We start from the raw sequence: 17,231 nt of genomic DNA, 5'->3' as shown, positions 1-17,231 counted from the left end.
CCTCCTCGAACGGAGCGCGACCATGCGCCGTCTCGCCGTCCCCATCGCCGCCGCGATCGTGTCCTCGGGAATCGCCGCCGTCCCGGCCGCCGCGTCCCCGTCCCCCTGTCCCGAGGTCCGGGTGCCCGGGGCCGAGCACGCGGTGACCGCGTGCGCGGCCGATCTCACGACCTCGGGGACGGTGCCCGCCGGGCTGACCGACCCGGCGGACTGGGCCGGGCTCGTCGCGCCGGGAACCGTGCCGCCGTCGGGAGTGCCCGGCGTGCAGGTCGACGGGTACTTCCGGGACGACTCGTCCGGCAACACCAACCACGGGTGGAACCACGACGCGCAGTTCGTCCTGCGGCTCCCGAGCGAGTGGAACGGGGGGCTCGTCGTCGCCGGGCCGCCCGGCACCCGCGAGCAGTACGCCAACGACCCGACCATCGGCGACCAGGCGCTGGCCAAGGGCTACGCCTACGCCGCCACCGACAAGGGGAACACCGGGGCGGGGCTGTCAAGTGACGGGAAGCGTCCCGGCGACGCCATCCTGGAGTGGCACCGGCGGTTCACCGAGCTGACCCGCGCCGCCCGCGCGGCCGCCGCGCGGCACTACGGCCGGGCGCCCCACAAGGTCTACGCGGCCGGGCTGTCGGCGGGCGGCTACCTGGTGCGGTGGCAGCTGGAGCGGCATCCCTCCCTCTACACCGGCGGCGTCGACTGGAACGCCCTGGTCTTCGCCCCGCGCACGAACCTGCTGACGACGCTGCCACCGGCCGTCCGGGCCTATCCGGCCTACGCCTCGGGCGATCCGGCGGGACGCGCGGCGATCCTGGCCGCCGGGTATCCGGCGGGCTCCGAACCGGCCTGGGGCTTCAGCCACCGGTCGCTGTGGGTCCCGCTGCTCGGACAGGTCCGCGCCGAGCTCGACCCCGGTTACAGCGGGCCGGACGCCGCCTACGACCTGGCCGCGCGGCCCGCGGCGGTCCGGCGCGCCGTGGCCCGGGTGGCGCTCACCGGGCGGCTGGGAAAGCCGCTGGTCAGCGTCCAGGGCGAGCTCGACGCGCTGACTCCGCCCGCCCGCCACGCGGCCGCGTACACGCGGCTCGTGGCGGGCGCCGGGCGCACGGGCCTGCACCGGGCCTCCACCGTTCGCGGCGGCGCCCACACCGACGGGCTCGTCGCGCTCTCCCCGGCTTTCCGCCCGATGCTCCCGGCGTTCCGGGACGCGTTCGAGCGGCTGGAGTGCTGGACCTCCTGACCCGGAGCGATCAGGGGACGGTCGCCGGGAGCCCGAAGAGGTCGAAGATGCCCGGGTCGCGGAACGCGACGACCTGCTCGATCCCGTCGTGAGCGACGGTGAGGACCATGATCGCGTGAGCGTGCCGGACGCCGTCCGGGCCGCGCTTGTACATGGCGAACGCGGGCTGGCCGTTCGCCATGGTGGCCGTCATCCGGAAGACACCCGGGACGGTGAGGACCCGGGTGCCGAAGAACCCGCCGACACGCTCACGACCGGCGAACCAGGTCGAGGTGGGCGGCATCTCCAGGACGGCGTCCTCGGTCAGCAGGGCCATCAGGGCGGCGATGTCGGCGTTCTCGAAGGCCGCCGCATAGCGGTCCAGGAGTTCTCGCTGGTGGGCGGCGGGAGTCTCGGTCGTGTCGTCCTGGGAGGGCGCCGCCTGACCGAGCTGGGCTCTCGCGCGTTGCAGCAGGCTCTTGACCGCCGGGACGGACAGGTCGAGCAGCTCGGCGACCTCGGCCGCCCGCAGCGCCAGCACGTCGCGCAGGATGAGGACGGCGCGCTGGCGCGGCGGCAGGTGCTGCAGCGCCGCGACCAGGGCGAGACGGAGGCTCGCCCTGGTCGCGACGATCGCGGCCGGGTCGTCCGAACCCGCCCGGAGCAGCCGGTCGGGGAAGGGCTGCAGCCAGGTCACCTCCGGTGGCGGCGCCATGGCGGAGCCGGTGTCGTCGGTGGGAGCGCCGAGCCCCGAGGGCAGCGGCCGGCGCTTGCGGTGTTCGAGCGCGGTCAGGCACGCGTTGGTGGCGATGCGGTAGAGCCAGCTGCGCATCGACGCCCGGCCCTCGAACGCCTCGAACGAGCGCCACGCGCGCAGGTAGGTCTCCTGGACCAGGTCCTCGGCGTCGTGCACCGAACCGAGCATCCGGTAGCAGTAGGCCAGCAGCTCGGGACGGTGGGGATCGGCCAGGCGCGCGAAGCCGTCGTCGTGGTTTCCGGCCGGGTCCGCCACCGTCGTCTCCGTCATGGTCGCTCCCTGTCGGTCGTCTCGGGATTCCATCACGGGTTACCGACTCCGCGAGGCGCCGAAAGGAATCGGTCCTCCGAATCGGCCGGGGGCCGGGGTGCGGGAGTCCGCCGGGGGCGGGGCAGGGCGGCTCCCACCACCGCGGCCAGCAGCGCGATGACCGCGAGGGCGGCCCAGGCGGTCCGGAACGCCGAGAGCCGGTCGGCCGCACCGTCCGGTGTCCCGAGGACGGCGACGAGCAGGGCCACGCCGATCGTGATGCCGATCTGGCGGACCATCGTGATGATCGCCGCGCCGGTGGCGAAGCGCTGCGGCGGGAGGGCGCCCGCGGCGCTGCCGAACAGCGTCGGCACGAGGAGACCGAACCCGATCCCGGTCAGGACCATGCCGCCGAGCATCCCGGACGCGTAATTGGGGGCGATGCCGATGCCCGCCGTCCACCAGGCCAGTCCCGCCGCGAAGACGGCCGACCCGGCGACGACGACCCGGGCCGGGCCCACGCGCGGGATCAGCCGTCCGGCCAGCATCGAGCAGAACGGGACCATGGCCGGGCCGGGGGCGATGCCGAAACCGGCGCGCAGCGCCGACCAGTGCCAGGCGTCCTGCGTCCACAGCACCGCCGACAGCAGCATGCCGCCGAACGCCGTGGAGGAGATCAGCATGGCGGCCGTCGCGGCGGCGAAACCGCGGTCGCGCAGCAGGCCGAGCTCGAAGACCGGGCTGGGGTGCCGTCCCGACTGGACGAAGAACGCGGCGATCAGAACGACCGCCCCCGCCAGCACCCCGATGACGCCGCCGGACGTCCAGCCCCAGGACTCGCTCTTGACCAGCCCGAGGGCCAGGGCCCCGATTCCCGCGCTGAGCAGCGCCGCCCCGGCGAGGTCGGGGACGGGGCCGCGCTCGGGCGCGCTGCGGGGCAGCAGCCGCCAGCCGAGAACCAGCGCCACCACCCCGATCGGCACGTTGATGATGAACACCAGGCGCCACGACAGCTCCACCAGCGGACCGGCCACCACGGGCGCCACAGCGGCGGACACCGCTCCCGCGACGGCCCAGATACGGGCCGCCCCGGCGCGCTGGTGCGGCGGGTAGGCCGCCAGCACCAGCCCGAGCGAGGTCGGCATCAGCAGCGCCGCCCCCACCGCCTGCCCGGCGCGGAAGGCGACCAGCATCGGGACGCTCGTCGCCGCCGCGCAGGCCGCGGACGCCACGATGAAGAGCGTCACACCGGCCAGGAAGCCGGTCTTGTGACCGGTGCGGTCGGCGAGCCGCCCGGCCGGGACGAGCAGCGCGGCGAACACGATCGCGTAGGCGTTGAGAACCCAGCTCAGCTCGCCCAGATCGCCGGGACGAAGATCGGCGGCCATCGCGGGAAGCGCGACGTTGGCGACGAACAGATCGAGGCTGGACAGCACCACTCCCAGCGACACGATCATCAGCACCACCACCGGCCGGGTGGTCACTCCGGGCATGAATACCTCCAGGGATCGGCATGTGGCGGATCGCCACGTGCTTCAGACCCGGAAGGCGCCCGAAAGGAATCGCCGGGTGCCGGGCACGGGTGGTGCCGTGCCCGGCACGGTTACGGGATCACTGGCAGATGCTGCCCCTGCTGCTCATCGTCCACAGGTTGCAGGCCAGTTCCTCCTGGACCGACTCCTCGGACTGCAATTGCAGGACTTCCTCCATGCGGGTGACTCCCTTCCTTCGGTGGGGGCGCGACGGCGTCACTCGACGCCGCCAGGGGTTCATCGAGGGGAGCGAACAGGAACGGCGCCGCATCCGTCAGATGCCGCAGGGCGAGCAGGATTCCGGCCGCACCTGACCACAGGTCGGCCGAGAACCGCTGGCCGGGTTCGCCGAGCCAGCCCACCCCGTCCTCGCGCGGGATCGCGTAGCGGAACAGACCGCGGGCGCCGCCGAACGCGGCGTCGACCAGGTCGGGACGTCCGAGCAGCGCTCCGGCGTCGGCCAGCGTCACGACCAGCCCCGCCAGGCCGGGGAACAGCCCGGGGAACACGGTGAAGCGGACCGAGCAGGCGCGCAGGCAGAGGTCGAGCACCTCGGCGGGGCCGAGGTCGACGGGCATGCCGAACCCGGCGTCCGGCCGGTGCGCGAGGTAGCGGGCCAGCACCGTGGCGTATCCGGCGCTCCCGGCGAACAAATAGGGGTAGACCCGGCGGTCGGCACGGGAGGTCTTGAAGCCCAGGGCGTCCACCGGCAGAGGCTGGGCGTAGTCCAGCTCCTCCCCCAACAGCCGCATGCCCCGGGTGAACAGCCGCGAGTCGCCGGTGCACCGATACAAGCGATACAGCGCGAGCGCCACCCCGGCCCGCCCGCCGACCAGACCCGACCGGTGGGACGGGCTCAGCCGGGAGGTGAGCTCGTCGCCGTCCGGAACGCGGTCGAGCACCCGCTGCGCCAACTCCAGCCAGCGCTGCTCACCAGTGCGCCGGTGATGGTCGAGCAGCCCGAGCGCAGTCCCGGCCGCACCGCCGCCGAGCGCGGCGGACGTCCCATTCAGCGGGTGGGCGGCCGCCGTGACGAGCAGGGTCTCGGCCGCGTCGGTCTCCCCCAGCTCCGCCAGGACGCAGGCGATACCGGCGCTGCCGTACAGCAGCCCCGGAGCACCGGTCTCGGCCGACTCCAGAGCCTCGTCCCGCAGGCGCCGAACCACGACCGGGTCGCAGACACGCCCCGCGTGATGCAGCGCATGCAGCACCCCGGCCGTCCCGGCGGCCATGGTGCGGGTGTCGGTCTGGTACCCCAGCGGATTGGTCGGGTAGACGCACACCGGGTGCTCGGGCCGGGCCATCGCCTCCAACGCGTCGGCCGTCCGATCAGCCAACCGCCGCAACTCAGCCACAACACCACCCACCGAAACGGGCGCGCGCGCGTCGTCCGGGCGGTCGTGGTAGCGGGTGGCCCAGCGCCATAGGCGTGGGGCCACTGGGGCGAGTTCGGTCAGGTCGGCGTGTAGTTGGTCGAGGGCCGGGGGATAGCGCTCGGCTACTTCGTGCAGAGGGAAGACCAGCAGCAGTGCCAGTGCGGCCAGGCCGTACTGGTCGAGTTCCAGGGGGTCGCGGCGGGCGGTGACCAGCGGGTCCGGGTGCAGGTAGCCCGGGGTGCCCATGATCCGCCGGACGTCGCCGCGGGGCTGCACCGCCTCGAAGTCGACCAGCCGGACCCGGTCGTCGTCGTCCACGAGCACGTTGGTCGGGCTGAGGTCGACGAAGACATGGCCCAGCTCGTGCAGCCGCTTCACCTGCCCGTCCAGCTGGTCGAGCAGGTTCAGGCAGCGGCGGTGGTACTCGGCGAACTCCCCGGCGTCCGGTCCGACGCGCACGGCCGGGTTGTTGGTGACCATCCACCGGTACAGCGGCGTGCCGGGAACCAGCTCGGTGACGAGATAGCTGTGCTCCCAGTGCCGGAACAGCTCCACCGGTCGTGGGCACAACCCGGGTGCGCGGCGGTGGATCGCCCGCAGCGTCAGATACTCGGCGTCCAGCCTGGCCTTGGCGTCGGCCCCGTCGGGCGTGTAGCCGTTGTGCGCCTTGGCCTCCTTGAGGAACACCGGCCCGTCCCCGCTCCGGAACCGGTACGCGCCACCGGCGTTGCTGTGCTGCAACACAGCCTCGAAGGTGTAGCCGTTCAGGACCACCGGCCCCTTGGCCGCCTCCGGCTCGGCCTTTCGGAACGGGTCGGTGATGCCGGGCGGCAGCCGGAACGCGGGCTTGCGCTCATCGTCGATCTCCCGGCCGTCGGCCCCGGCCATGGTGAACACCCGATGCCCCTCGCCATCGACCCGGAAGCGCTCGCGGAACGCCCCGTACCGATAAGAGACGCATCCACTCTCCCCGAAACGCCGATCGGAAAGCACCAAAGGCCCACCGACCCCCGCGAGTTCCCCCGCCAGCCTTTCCAACAATCGACGGGCGCCGTCCTCGTCGGACGGATACACCGTGCAGAACTTGCCGCTCTGCACCCGAGCGGCATGCTTTCCGTGCGCCAGCAGGAAAATCTCCTGCCCGGCCAGATGTTTGAACGGCACCTCGAATTCGGCACAGGCCGCCGCCACCACGGCGAGCACGGGCCCCGCATTGGCCAAGGAGCTGGAGACATGAACCTTCCAGCCTTGTTGGGAGAGGACGAACCCGGCCGGCTCCCAGTGCGTCCACGCGCCCCCGTCCCGCCGCCTCCACCCCTCCGGCATCGGGCCCGCGTCGTATCGCCGTCCCGGATCGACGGCGTCCCACGGTTCGTAGTAATCCCGATCGGCGAGCAGAAAAGACATGTCGACCGCCACCCGGCCACTCCTTCCACCGGCCGCACGGCACGAATTCACTCCGCCGCAGGACCCACCTCAGCTTGACCATGCCCCCGAGCCGGAGCAACAGCCCGGTCGCCGCCGATCCCCCAATGACCAGACCCGGCCAGAAACCACGGCGTCCCATAACGCTTACGATTCGAAATCGAAAGGTCGCGCAATGTCGACACCCCCTTGCTTTACCGCATACGTGATCTGCGGCAACCTCAACAACTGCCAAAGCCCGTCCTCCATAGATCACCGATAATGGCCCGGATGCGAACGTCCCACCGGCCTCGGCCCCACCGTCAAGCGATCAGGCGCCCCGGAGCCCCAGCTGGCCCGTCAGGCGCCCAAACCCCCCGGTCCGCCACCCGGCCATGGGAAGAACTGACCCTGGATCGCACCAAATTCACTTCCGAAATGCCGGTTTATGTCGGTCGGCTTCGAGTCCTCCGGAACACGAGAGAGCACTGGAAGATCGGCGAATCTTGTAACATACTGGCGCCCACAAGCCAATCAAGTCCAATTGAATCAAGGGCGAGCAGCCGGCTTCGGGGAGGGACGGCGTAATGGATCCTGCGCTGGCAGGGCTCGCGGGTGCCGCCGGAGCGGCCTTGGTGCAGGCGATGGCCACAGACTTCTGGGGTTCGACCAGAACGCGCTTCGCACGGATCGTCGGCCGCGGGACCCCGGTGATCGAAGAAGACCTGACCAGAGAGCTGGAGGAATCCGCCGGCAGGCTGAACCGTGATCCATTCCCGCGGCCGACGGCACTCGCGGCCGAACAAGAGATATGGACGGCACTGCTGACCGCATTCCTCGCGGAACACGCGGAGGCCGCGCCGGAACTTCGCGACTTCGAGACCCGGCTGCGGCGGTCACTGGCGTCAGAAGACGCCGTTCAGGTCGTGCAGAACGTGCAGGCCGGACGCGATGTGTTCATCGCGGGCGGAGACCAGCACTTTTCCTTGCCGGTGACCGATGACGAACGCTGAAGGGCAGCCGCCCGCACTCGGCCAGCACGTCTGGGCGAGACGTGACGCTTTCGTCGCCGCTCGTGACATCTATGTCACCGCCGTGTTGAGCGGTGCGATCACAAGAACCGAGAAGCCACCGAACGACCGAGCCGCCTACCAGCGCGAGCGGCCCATATTCGTCCAATACACCAATCCGGAGATCCTGGCCTGTTACGGCAAGGACGTGAAGGCGGAACACGCCGCACCCGTTCTCGCCCACGCCCTGGACGCCACACGGCTGGCGCTGCTCCTCACCGAGCGCCATCTCATCATCCCCGCCTCGTTCCTCTTCGAGATCCCCTGGTACCCGACCTTTCTTGGCTGCCTCGAACCGCTGGTTCACGCCGGAGCCATCCGGTACACCGCGCCGGTCCCCGATCTGGAGGTGTATCGGGAGATGAAGGCACACGAATATCGGAACGACCCGCTCAATCCCTACCCGGACGCCGATCTCGGCGTCCTGTCCGCCGACGCCGACTTCGCCTGGACCGCGCGGAACAGCGGGAGGACCGCCGACAGCATCGGCGACCTCTGGAAAGACGCACTCCAACCGGGAGGAGACCTGCACGGTCTCATCCTTGGCACCGCGCGGAGATGGCACCGTTCGCACGGCCGCGTCGAGCGACTGCTCGCCCGGACCCCGGAACGGCTCGAAGGCCAGGCGTTCATCGGACGGTTCGTCGAGCCGACGCTTCCCGCCCGCATTTCATCGGCGGAGAGCGCGCTGCTCGCGTTGTTCATCTCCCGCGCCTACCTGCGCAGCTACCTGCTCGACCTGGACGCGGCCCTCCTGGTCGACCTTCCCATGGGCGACCTCGCGTGCGGTCTCGCCACCCGGGCGGAGGAGGAGCTGGACGGCAGATGGCTGTCGGCGCTCCGGCTGGAATCGACCCTTCGTTGGCTGGGGACACGGGATTTCGTCCATAGATTCGCGAGCTGGGAGGAATTGCTACGCCTGAGAGCTTTGCCGGAGTTCGGATTAGTCATAGATCACATCTATCGCGAACGCTCCACCACCGCATTGCGCATCGCTACACTCAGAACCAGGCGGCGGTCGACATGTTTCAAGAATGCCAGAACCTACGCCGAGGCGGAGTCGAATGTCATCGCGGTCGCGGACACGATGTCCGATCTATGAGTACGGTGTTCATTGAGCGGGGAGGCTCCAATGAAGCAGATTTCTGTGTATTGTTCCGGATCGATAATGAAAGGCGCCTCGGACGAGAAGAAGCTGTGCTGGTCCGATGCCGAAAGGGCCGAGGTATCCAAAGGCGCCGCGCCCTACAATGTGGTGTTCCTCAATCCCGATGACCCCATCACCGACCCGCGCAACACGCTCGGGCAGTTCGGGCGCGACATGTACCAGGTCATGATGGCGACCGCGATCATCGTCGACGCCAGGGAGCGGCGCGGTATCGGCATCGGAGTCGAGATGACCACCGCCGCGCTGCTGGGCACGCCCATCATCGTCGTCGCGCCCAGAAACTCCAAATACCGGGCCGATCAGCTCGAATACCGCGGCGCCCTCGTCCGCGACTACGTGCACCCGCACGTCGCGACGCTCGCCACCGCCGTCACCGAAGACTTCGCGGCCGCCGGAGAGAAACTCGCGGAACACGCCCACGAGAAGAAGGCCGCGACGCAGTCGATGCCCGAATGGCTCGAACGAGCCGTGGCGGAGTACCGCGACAATGTGCTCCCCGGCGACCCGCCCATGCTGGAGGCCCTGAACCGGCTGAATCCCTGCGCGGGAAGATGATGAAGGGTGCTGACGGAACCGGGCCAGAGCACGGCTGAGCTCATCGAGGACGGCCACGGCGTTCCACGGCTCTACCTCGTCCATAACGCGGCTCTCGAAGAGCTGCTTTTCGACCGCAACCTCACCGGCGTCGGCTTCCGCCAGGCGTGCCTTCGGGCCAGCCGGTGCTTCATCGCCCATCTCGCCGACGAATACAGGCCCGCCGAAACGTCCGAGCTGATGATCCTCGGCAAGGGCCTGACCTATCAGCTGGCGGCGGCGGTGGCGGCGGAGACCGGCCACAACCTCGCCACGAACATGATCTCCACGTCCCGTACGGCCGTGTCCCACGACACCGCGCGCATCGAGGTGCCCTACGTCTGTTTCGAGGCGCCCGCGCAGACCCTGATCATCGGCGACACCGTGGCCTCGGGGGCGACCATCGTCACCGCGCTGGGACGCTTCCTGGAAGCCCATCCGCTCCGCCGCGTCTACGTGCTGTCGTACGCCGGAACCCTGCTCGGCGCCACCAGGATCACCGACTTCTGCGTCCAGCACGGGATCGAGGCGACGTTCCTGTACGGCCTGGCCGCGTTCGGCCTCGGCGCCAACGGTTTCGACCTGTCGTTCCTGCACCCGGACACCGTCACCCGTCCGCACTACGTCGACAGGGCCCGCGAGCAGTTCTCGGGCAAACCGGTGTCGGCGGTCGGCTGGGATTTCGGTTCCCAGTGCATGTCACCGCGCAAGTACCGGCAGCTCTGCTGGGGCGAGGCCGAGATCTGGGGCCTGACGGGCTCGGACTGCCTGAAGGTCGCCGAAGAACCTCGGGACTGGTCCGACCTGGCCCACGAGCGCGCGGCCTACGAAGGCGCCCTGGCGCGCCTCAGCGGTGCCCCCGCGAGCCGGAAGAGCCCGCACCGCTGAGGCTCGCCGATCAGGCGGTGATGTGCAGGTCGGCGCCGAGAAGGACGAGGAACCACAGGAAGATCGCGGCCAGCGCGCTGGCGATCCTGCGCAACAGGTCGGCGTTGAGGTAACCGCGATCCCACGCGACGAAGATCCCGATGAGGATGTAGATGAGCCCGGCCACGCCGATGCCTGAACGACTGCGGTAGTACGCCATCGCGACGCCTCCCGATGCTGGGGGAATCAAAGGAATACCCCGGACACGGCCGGGAAACGTGCGCACCGTCCGGACGGCGGCGCAACCCGCCCATGGATTGCGGATCGAGCGTCCGGGTACACGGCCGAAGTCAGCCCGGTGACGGCGGACGAACCCCGCTGGGCGGCGAGCGGAATCGACCGACGCAGGCAGCCAGGGCCGTGCGACGTGAGCCGGGGCGACGAGCGGCGTTGCCGGGACGGGCGGGGAAAGCGGCCATGGAGTGGCCTCTTTGCTGCGTACGGTTTGTGGGGGGCGAGTAGAAGGGGGTATTCGGGATGGCCATTGTCGTTACCACTCCGACCGGGCATGTCGGGTCTCGGGTGGTCAGGTTGCTGTTGCAGGCCGGGGTGCGGCCGCGGGTGCTGGCCCGTGATCCGGGGCGGCTGGACGGCGCGACGCGGGAGCGGGTCGACGCGCGGCGGGGGGATCTGACCGACGCCGCGTTCGTCCGCGAGGCGGTCGCCGGGGCCCGGACGGTCTTCTGGGTCGATCCGACGCCGCACTCGGCCGAGCACCCGATCGAGACCTCGCAGCGGACGGCGTCCGCCCTCATCGAGGCCGCCCGCGCCGGGGACGTCGCCCGGGTCGTCCTGCTGAGCAGTGTCGGCGCCGAGCGGCGGCAGGGGGTCGGCCACATCGACGCGCTGGGGTGGATCGAGGAGCAGCTCGACGCGACCGGCGCCGACACGCTCCATCTGCGCTGCGGGTACTTCTTCACCAACCTGCTGCTGGACCTGGACGGTCTCGCGCGCGGCGAGCTGACCACCTCGGTCTCGCCCGGCATGCCGATGCCGTGGGTCGACCCGCGCGACATCGGTGACATCGTCGCGGCTCGGCTGCTCAACGACGCGTGGAGCGGGCGTGTGGTGCAGGCCGTCCACGGCCCGGAGGATCTTACTTTCGAGCAGGTCACGGAGATCCTCACCGAGGCGCTGGGACGTCCGGTCCGGCTCAAGTCCGTCGGTGACGACGACGTCCGCGCGGCGCTGCGGTCGGCGGGGCTCGCCCCGGGGGCCGTCGAAGGCATCGTGGGGATGACCGCCGGGTCGCGCGACGTCGTCCCCGAACAGCCGCGGGACGTGGTGACCACGACCCCCACCACGCTCGCGAGCTGGGCCTACGCCCACCTGCGTCCGGCGCTTCTGGAGAGCATCGGGTCGTAGTCCCGGCCACGGTGTCCGGTCCTTGCCAGGTCCCGGCAATCAACCGCGCTCGGGTGGGGAGATGTGGGCGATGAGGTGGGTGAACAGGTGGGGCAGGGCGTTGGGGACGGCTTGGAGGTTGACGCGGTGGGCCTCGCGGGTGCTGGTGATCAGCCCGGCGGCGCGGAGCAGGGACGTGTGGTGGTGCACGGTGGCCTCGGTGACGCCCAGGGTCCGGGCCAGGTCGTGGCCGGTGATCGGGGCGCGGTCGGCGATGCGGAGGATCTGCAGCCTCAGCGGGTGGGCCAGTGCCTTGAGGGCCGCGACCAGGTCCGCCTCGCCGGACGGGACGGGGAAGACGATCAGCGCTTGATCGGGTGCGGTAACGCGGGTGCTGAGGAACGGGGCGATCGCGGCGGACGGGATCAGGACCACCGAGTCGAAGTCGTCCAGGCGGTGGAAGCGCAATTGGGGGAACAGGCGTCGCGCGGCGGTGTCGAGCGGCGACTCGTCCAGGAGGGCGCGGATTTCGGTCGCCGCGTCGGCCAGCAATGGTTCGTGCAGGTCGTCGGCCGTCACTGACTGGGCGTACCGGCGGATCAGGGTGGTGAACTCGCGTGCGGCTGTGGTCGGGTCGTCCAGGAGGGCTTCGACGGCGGAGGTGTCGAACAGCTCACGATTCAGGGCGGCGAGGAGCGGTTCGCGCGGGGCCTCGCCCGCCAGGACGCGGCCGACCTCGTTCTCGCGGCGGGCGTGGTCGGCGGCGGTGGCGTCCGGGGCGCGCAGCATCGCCTTGGCCAGCTGGTCGGGGGCGTAGGCGTCCAGCCCGGCGGTCAGGTCCGCCAGGGTGTGCCATCCATGGGTGTGGGCCAGGGGGACGACGTTCATGCCGAGGGCGATGTCGCCGCGGAAGAACCGGTCGGCCAGCGGTAGCAGGGCGGGTGGCACCTTCGGCTCGGGTGCGGCGCTCAGTCCGTGCTCGGCCTGGACGTGCCGGTAGAGGAGGACGAGCGCCTCGAAGGCGGTGCCGGTCACCACGCTTGCGCCGCCTCCGATCATGGATGCATATTAGGGAAATGCCTAATGTTGCTGCAAGCGCTCCCCTCCTCCCGTTGCGCTGTCCACGGTGCGGGGAAGAGGGGCGCGGGTACGCGGGCTGCGTGCGCTGCCGCGGCGAGGGCGTCGCCGTGAACCTCGTGCCGCCTCCCGCGGACCTTTCGGGGCTGACCCTTCGGAAGTATCCGGGCGGGCCATGGGGCTGGCCGGACGCCCTGCCGGTCGGCGGAGGGGGCGGGCTCGGCGAGGGCTGCACGCCGTGCGTCGCCCTGGACGGCGGGCTGTGGCTCAAGGACGAGACCAGGAACCCGACCGGCACGCACAAGGACCGGGCGATGTCGGTGAGCGTCGCCGCGGCGGTCGCGTCCGGTGCGTCCACGGTCGTCGCCGCCTCCAGCGGCAACGCCGGGGTGGCGGCCGCGGCCTACGCCGCGCGGGCCGGGCTGGAGTGCGTCGTGCTCACCGGGACGTCGATCCCGCCGGTTCCGGCCGCGCGGATCCGCGCCCACGGCGCCCGGCTGCGGGCCTATCCGGACGCCAGGACCCGCAACCGGATGATGGAGGCGGCGGTGACCGAGCTCGGCTGGTATCCGCTGACCAACTACGTCCTGCCGGTGGCGGGCGACAACCCTTACGGGTGCGAGGGTTACAAGAGCATCGCCTACGAGCTGGCGCGAGACCTGGGGTCCGACCTGGACGCGATCGTCGTGCCCACCTGCAAGGCCGACGTCCTGGCCGGTATCGCGCGCGGTTACCGGGAGCTGGCGAAGGCCGGTCTGGTCGAGCGGGTGCCCCGGTTGGTCGCCGCCGAGACGGCCACGGCCGCCGCGTTCACCGCTGCGCTCTCGCTGCCCGACCGCCCCGCGCAGGAGCGGGTCTCGATCGAGCCCGCCCCGTCGCCCGCGTTCTCCATCGGCGCCGCGACACCGTCCTGGCAGGGCCTGGACGCGCTGTGGAGCACCGGCGGGGAGGCGATCGCCGTGGACGTGGACGAGTACATGACCGAGTCCCGGCGGCTGGCGGCGTCCGCGGGCCTGTTCCTGGAGGCGGCGTCGGCCGTGGCGGTCGCGGCCGCGCGGCGGCTGGACGCGCGGCGCGTGGTGGCGCTGGGCACCGGCGGCGGTGTGACCGGGCTGACGGCCGACGCGCTGCGCGAACCCGACGAGGCCCCGGCCGACCTGGACGCGCTGCTGTGAGCGCCCTGCGGGTTGCGCTCGCCCAGCTGGCCTGGACGGGCGACCACCGGTCGATGGGCGACCGGCTGGAGCGGGCCGTCCGCGAGGCGTCCGGCCTCGGCGCCCGGCTGACCGCCTTCGCGGAGCTGTGCACGACGCCCTACTTCTGCGCGGAGCGCGAGGGCGGACGCGACCAGGCGTACGAGCCGATCCCCGGCGGGCCGACCGTCCGGCGGATGTCGGCGCTGGCCGAGGAGCTGGGCATGGTGCTCGTCGTCCCGCTGGCCGAGCTCGGGGCGGACGACCGCAGGTACAACAGCGCGGCGGTCATCGACGCCGACGGGACCCTCGCGGGCACCTACCGCAAGCGCCACCTTCCGAACGGTCCGGGCGCCTGGGAGCAGGACCGCTTCCACCCGGGAGAAGGCGGGCCTGCGGTCTTCCCCACCGTCATCGGCCGGGTCGGCGTGGCCCTGTGCTGGGACCGCTTCTTCCTGGACACATGGGAGGCGGTCGGCCGCGAACGGGCGCGGCTCACGGTCGTCCCGATCGCGTCCGGCCGGCGCTCCCCCGCACCCGAGGCGACGATCGTCCAGACCTCGATGGCGCGGTCGCACTCCATGTTCGTCGCGACCGTCAACCGCGTCGGCGCCCCGGACTTCCCGGGCGGTTCGTACGTGGCCGCGCCCTCGGGCGCGGTCCTCGGCGCTTTCGGCTCCGACCACGAGGAACTGGTGGTCCGCGACCTCGATCTCAGGGAGGCCCGCCGTCCGTCCTGACCATCGAGGGCACTCACGCTTCAGTCGCCGGGGTCGCGCAGCGAGGTTTCCAGCCGGTGCGCGTGGGCCGATCCGATTCGGCGGTAGATCGCGAGGGCCTCACGCAGGAGAGGCTCGGCCAGTTCGGGCGGGCGGCAGCGGGCCGTGCCCTCCAAGGCTCGCGCCTCCTCGATCGGGGAGGCGATGGCGCGGGCGATCGCCAGGGCCCGGTCGTGCAGGGTCAGCCCGTCGTCCGGGCGGGAACAGGCCAGGGCGAGTTCGCCCAGGTTGTTGAGCGTCTCGGCCTCGCCGAGCTGGTTGCCGATCCGCCGGTGGAGCGCCAGGGCCTCCCGTTGGCACGCTTGCGCGGTCTCGTGGTCGTCCGCCAGGCGCAGCGTCGCCCCCAGATGGTTGAGGGCGTTGGCCTCGCCGGGCTGGTCGCCGAGTTCGCGGTAGATGGCCAAGGCCGCCCGCTGGCGGGCGGACGCCTCCCGGAGGTCGCCCGTCACTTGCAGGACGGCGCCGAGATCCAGGTGCGCGTTGGCCTCGCCCAGCCGGTCGCCGACCTCGCGGTGCAGCGCCAGGGCCGCCCGCTGGCTGGCGGACGCCTCCCGATGGTCGCCCGACAGATGCTGGATCAGGCCCAGGTTGTTGAGGACGTTGGCCTCGCCCGGACGGTCGCCGATCTCGCGATACAGCTCCAGGGCCTGGGCGAACTCGCTCCTCGCCGCCGCGTAGTGCCCGGTCGAGCGCCGCACGCAGGCCAGGAAGTTGCGGGCGTTGCCCTGTCCCTGACGGTCGCCCAGGCGGCTGTACAGCTCCAGCGACCGGGTCAGGCTCTCCTCCGCCGCCGCGGTGTCACCGGACAGCCGCAGCATGACACCCAGATCGCTGAGCGCGTTGGCCTCGCCGAGAGCGTCGCCCGCCAGGCCCGCCGCGCCGGCGGCGGCGCGGTGCAGCTCGAGCAGCCGGTTCCAGTGGCCCTGGGTGCGCATGAACCCGTGCATCGCGGCCGGGAGGGCGTTGGCGTGCCGGTGCCTGCCGGTGGCCGCGGCGTGGTCGGCGGCGGCGAGCAGGTTCAGGCGCTCGGCGTCCATCCACGCGGCCGCGGCCTCCCGGGTGGGCAGATCCGGGACGATCGGCGGCTCCCCTGAGAGGGCGTCGACCGGGGTGACGACGCGCCTGGCCAGATGCCGGTCCGCGACACGGGAGGCGTGCAGGAAATAGTCGAGCAGACGGTCCGTCGCGCGCTCCCGGTCGGCCGGATCGTCCGCGGCGGCCAGGGCGCGCGCGTGCTCGCGGATGAGGTCGTGGAAGCGGTACCGGCCCCGGACGGGCTCGTCGATCAGGTGCCAGGAGTACAGGTCGTCCAGCAGCCCGCGCGCCGAGCCGGGATCGACGTCCCCGAGCGCCGCGGCGGCATAGGCGTCGATGTCGGGGCCCGGCTGGAGGCCCAGCCGCCGGAAGAACCGCCGCTGCCCGGCGGTGAGATCGCGATAGGACAGGTCGAACGCGGCGGTCACCGAGTCGTCCTCGGCCCGCAGCGCTTCCAGCCGTCCCCGGGACGAGCGCAGGTCCGCGATCAGGTCGGCGGGCGTCCAGGCGGGGCGGTGCTTGAGCTGCCCGGCCATCAGGCGGACCGCCAGCGGGAGATGCCCGCACAGCGCGACCGTCTCCACCACGGCGGCGTCCGCCGGGCGAAGTCCCGGACGTCCGGACAGGCGGACGAACAGGCGGGCCGCCTCGCCGGGGCTCAGGACGTCCAGGGTGACCCGCGCCGCGTCCTGGAGCCCGGCCAGCCGGCGGCGGCTGGTGACCAGCACCATCGTCCCGTCCGTGCCGGGCAGCAGCGGACGGACCTGGTCGCTGCCCGTCGCGTCGTCCAGCAGGAGCAGCCGCCGCCCGCCCGCCGCCCGGTCACGCCAGAGCCGGGAGCGCGCCTCGACCCCGGCGGGGACGCGTCCGGGCGGCACCCCGGTCGCCAGCAACAGCTCGCCCAGCGCGTCGGCGGACGAAACCGGCCGCTGCCCCGGGGTGTGACCGTGCAGGCGCAGGAAGATCTGACCGTCGGGGAAGGCGTCCGCGAGCCGGTGGGCGGCGTGCACGGCGAACGCGGTCTTGCCGACCCCGGCCATGCCGTCGATCGCGCTGATCGTGACCACTCCCCCACCGGCGGCGAGGCGGGACGCCTCGCGCACCAGGCGGTCCAGCTGGTCCGAGCGGCCGGTGAAGGACGCGACGTCGGCGGGCAGCGTCCGCACCGCCGCGGCCGCCGTCACTTCGGCCGCGGCGACATGGACGTCGCCGTGCACGGCCCCGACCTGGATGACGTCCCCGCCGACCGTGCCCGACGCCTGGTTGCGCACCTCCCGGCCGGCCGCGACCACCCGGACGAGCCGCGCGAGCGCCGCCCTCACCCCGCCGACCGGCATCGCCCAGAGCCCCTCTCCGCATGCCCCGCCCGGATCGTTTCATCGTCCGGCACCCTCGACCAGACACAGCACCCCCTTGTCGGCCAATCGCTGCTTCGCAATGCCGCGGAACTCGTGACCTACCAGACCGGTGAGCAGCACACACCGGATGCGATGTGGTCGCAGACCTGCGGCGATCTGACCGGTGAGAG

14 protein-coding genes are annotated in these 17,231 nt (G+C 71.7%); 8 read left to right on the top strand and 6 right to left on the bottom strand.

Features of this window, described 5'->3' with window-relative positions; translation table 11 throughout:
• The first annotated feature begins 22 nt into the window (after positions 1–22).
• Positions 23–1,240 carry a tannase/feruloyl esterase family alpha/beta hydrolase gene (locus ACQPY4_RS09930; RefSeq protein ID WP_433334749.1) on the top strand — a complete coding sequence of 406 codons (1,218 nt, stop codon included), beginning with the start codon at positions 23–25 and terminating at the stop codon, positions 1,238–1,240.
• 10 nt (positions 1,241–1,250) lie between these two features.
• Here ACQPY4_RS09930 and ACQPY4_RS09925 read toward each other — a convergent pair whose 3' ends face one another.
• The 3 genes from ACQPY4_RS09925 to lanKC all read right to left on the bottom strand — a co-directional run bounded on the left by ACQPY4_RS09925 (position 1,251) and on the right by lanKC (position 6,552).
• Entirely contained in the window at positions 1,251–2,246 is a 996-nt protein-coding gene (locus tag ACQPY4_RS09925) for a sigma-70 family RNA polymerase sigma factor (RefSeq protein WP_433334747.1), read from the bottom strand.
• A gap of 32 nt (positions 2,247–2,278) precedes the next feature.
• On the bottom strand, positions 2,279–3,718 hold the full coding sequence (locus ACQPY4_RS09920; protein ID WP_433334745.1) for an MFS transporter: 1,440 nt from the start codon (positions 3,716–3,718) through the stop codon (positions 2,279–2,281).
• Positions 3,719–3,828: 110 nt separating this feature from the next.
• Positions 3,829–6,552: a class III lanthionine synthetase LanKC gene (gene lanKC, locus ACQPY4_RS09915; RefSeq protein ID WP_433334743.1), complete on the bottom strand. Its 2,724-nt coding sequence runs from the start codon at positions 6,550–6,552 to the stop codon at positions 3,829–3,831.
• A gap of 572 nt (positions 6,553–7,124) precedes the next feature.
• Here lanKC and ACQPY4_RS09910 point away from each other — a divergent pair.
• The 4 genes from ACQPY4_RS09910 to ACQPY4_RS09895 are packed head-to-tail and all read left to right on the top strand — an operon-like array spanning position 7,125 to position 10,236.
• Positions 7,125–7,550, top strand: coding sequence for a hypothetical protein (locus tag ACQPY4_RS09910; RefSeq protein WP_433334741.1), 426 nt, complete (start codon positions 7,125–7,127; stop codon positions 7,548–7,550).
• On the top strand, positions 7,537–8,709 hold the full coding sequence (locus tag ACQPY4_RS09905) for a hypothetical protein (protein ID WP_433334739.1): 1,173 nt from the start codon (positions 7,537–7,539) through the stop codon (positions 8,707–8,709). The genes ACQPY4_RS09910 and ACQPY4_RS09905 overlap by 14 nt, the downstream gene beginning before the upstream one ends.
• Before the next feature lie 30 nt (positions 8,710–8,739).
• Positions 8,740–9,330 carry a hypothetical protein gene (locus ACQPY4_RS09900; protein WP_433334737.1) on the top strand — a complete coding sequence of 197 codons (591 nt, stop codon included), beginning with the start codon at positions 8,740–8,742 and terminating at the stop codon, positions 9,328–9,330.
• 6 nt (positions 9,331–9,336) lie between these two features.
• Positions 9,337–10,236 carry a hypothetical protein gene (locus ACQPY4_RS09895; protein ID WP_433334735.1) on the top strand — a complete coding sequence of 300 codons (900 nt, stop codon included), beginning with the start codon at positions 9,337–9,339 and terminating at the stop codon, positions 10,234–10,236.
• Positions 10,237–10,246: 10 nt separating this feature from the next.
• Here the strand turns inward: ACQPY4_RS09895 and ACQPY4_RS09890 are convergent, their stop codons facing one another.
• Positions 10,247–10,435 (bottom strand): hypothetical protein, encoded by a 189-nt coding sequence (locus ACQPY4_RS09890; protein ID WP_433334733.1) that lies wholly within the window; start codon positions 10,433–10,435, stop codon positions 10,247–10,249.
• A gap of 317 nt (positions 10,436–10,752) precedes the next feature.
• Between ACQPY4_RS09890 and ACQPY4_RS09885 the strand changes: the two genes are divergently transcribed.
• Positions 10,753–11,640 (top strand): NAD(P)H-binding protein, encoded by an 888-nt coding sequence (locus tag ACQPY4_RS09885; protein WP_433334731.1) that lies wholly within the window; start codon positions 10,753–10,755, stop codon positions 11,638–11,640.
• A 39-nt stretch (positions 11,641–11,679) separates the two neighbouring features.
• On the opposite strand, the gene ACQPY4_RS09880 is transcribed toward ACQPY4_RS09885, so the two are convergent.
• Entirely contained in the window at positions 11,680–12,678 is a 999-nt protein-coding gene (locus tag ACQPY4_RS09880) for an ArsR/SmtB family transcription factor (protein WP_433334729.1), read from the bottom strand.
• A gap of 128 nt (positions 12,679–12,806) precedes the next feature.
• Here ACQPY4_RS09880 and ACQPY4_RS09875 point away from each other — a divergent pair, with 128 nt between their 5' ends.
• The gene (locus ACQPY4_RS09875) at positions 12,807–13,871 is read left to right on the top strand and encodes a pyridoxal-phosphate dependent enzyme (RefSeq protein ID WP_433334727.1); all 1,065 of its coding nucleotides are present in this window, start codon (positions 12,807–12,809) and stop codon (positions 13,869–13,871) included.
• Positions 13,868–14,629, top strand: coding sequence for a nitrilase-related carbon-nitrogen hydrolase (locus tag ACQPY4_RS09870; protein WP_433334725.1), 762 nt, complete (start codon positions 13,868–13,870; stop codon positions 14,627–14,629). The genes ACQPY4_RS09875 and ACQPY4_RS09870 overlap by 4 nt, the downstream gene beginning before the upstream one ends.
• 20 nt (positions 14,630–14,649) lie before the next feature.
• Here the strand turns inward: ACQPY4_RS09870 and ACQPY4_RS09865 are convergent, their stop codons facing one another.
• On the bottom strand, positions 14,650–17,040 hold the full coding sequence (locus ACQPY4_RS09865; protein WP_433334723.1) for an ATP-binding protein: 2,391 nt from the start codon (positions 17,038–17,040) through the stop codon (positions 14,650–14,652).
• Positions 17,041–17,231 lie beyond the last annotated feature (191 nt).

This window comes from Spirillospora sp. CA-294931, from assembly GCF_050946795.1.
GTDB lineage: Bacteria > Actinomycetota > Actinomycetes > Streptosporangiales > Streptosporangiaceae > Spirillospora.
Note: the sequence above shows the minus strand (reverse complement) of the source record. Positions and strands in the feature narration are given on the sequence as shown.